The organism is Corynebacterium gottingense, from assembly GCF_003693265.1.
Taxonomy (GTDB): Bacteria; Actinomycetota; Actinomycetes; order Mycobacteriales; family Mycobacteriaceae; genus Corynebacterium; species Corynebacterium gottingense.
Genome location: NZ_RDRE01000137.1, coordinates 1 through 1334 on the forward strand (window position 1 = coordinate 1; position 1334 = coordinate 1334).

Consider the following 1334-nt stretch of genomic DNA (forward strand, 5'->3'; position numbering starts at 1 on the left):
GCGATGAAGCCACCGCCCACGATCGTGAGCGACTTCGGCAGCTCCGGCAGGCGCATGATGTCCTCGTTCGTGTGAAACGGCACGCCCTCGGCCCACTCGGGGATGAACGGACGCGCGCCGACGGCCAAGATGATCGTGTCGGCGCTGATTCGCTTTTCTGCGCCCCCCTGCCCCGTTACCAACGTCTTCGGCCCCACGAACCGTGCGTGCATGTCGTACACGGTCACGTTCGGGCACTCGTCGCCGCGTCGGTATGCCTCGCCGCCGGTCGCGATCTGGTCCACGCGATCTCCGAAGACGCGCTGCTGGATGGCCTTCCAGTCGGCACCGCGATATTCCAGATCTACGTTGAGCCGCTCGGCCTCGCGGGCCTGGAGTGCTGTATCTGCGGCGAGGACGAACATCTTCGTCGGAATGCAGCCGACGTTGAGGCAGGTGCCGCCAAACGTGCCCTCTTCCACGATGGCGACTTTCTTATCGTCGAAGTCCGGTGTGAGCACGCTGTTGCCGGAGCCGGTGCCGACGATGATGAGGTCATAGTGCTCGGTGTGCTCAGTGTGCTCGGTGTGCTGATCGGTCATGCGATGACTCCTCTATATATACGTCTATGTTGAGTTTGGGACAATTGGGATTTGAGAGGCGTTTTGGGGCGGCTTAGCGGTGCGGCAGCTCGTCCAACCAGGAGGTACACGCCTTGAACGCGGACTCGCGAGCGTATTTCCCGGACAGGAAGACGTCGTGACGCGCCCCGTCGATGGTGGCGATCACGCAGTCCTGAGCAAGGTGCGGCGCCCACGTGCGGATCTGGTCGACGTCCAGCACCGTATCGGCAGTGTCCGCGGCGGGGGAGTACTCCTTGCCCAGGTAGGAGTGGGAGGAAACAAGGGTGAGCAGCGGGACTCCGGTATCCACGTCGTCGGCGTGGATCCGCTCCTGGCCGTCCACAATCGCCTTGAGCCAGCCCGCGTACTTCGTGTGCCCGCCTAACGGCTTCCACTTCGTATTGAAGTCCCACTCGCCGTTGTGGTCCACGTGCAGCGACTCGCCGTAGGTGGAGAGGGACCCTCCCGGCAAAGGCACGCGCGGGAGCACGCCGCCGCCCACCTTGAGGACCGGCTTGACCGTCTTGACCAGCAGGGGAGAGAACTGCATGTCAATCCATGGGCTGTTGAGTATCAGGCCCGCCAGCCGCGCGTGGTCTGCGGGTCGCTCCCGGCGCAGCCAGTCCGCCCACAGCGAGGTGATCAGCCCGCCGGCGGAGTGTGCGAGGGGGACGACCTTCGCGCCCTGGCCGCGCTCGCCGACGATGACGTGCAGCGCGTCCGTGAGCTCGG

2 protein-coding genes are annotated in these 1334 nt (G+C 64.8%); both read right to left on the minus strand.

The window, feature by feature from the left end; genetic code table 11:
• Positions 1 to 581, minus strand: a 581-nt coding sequence (locus tag EAW56_RS12250; protein WP_167457445.1) for an FAD-dependent oxidoreductase, incomplete at its 3' end; no start/stop codon positions are given.
• A 73-nt stretch (positions 582 to 654) separates the two neighbouring features.
• Positions 655 to 1334, minus strand: a 680-nt coding sequence (locus tag EAW56_RS12255; RefSeq protein ID WP_122086832.1) for a serine aminopeptidase domain-containing protein, incomplete at its 5' end; no start/stop codon positions are given.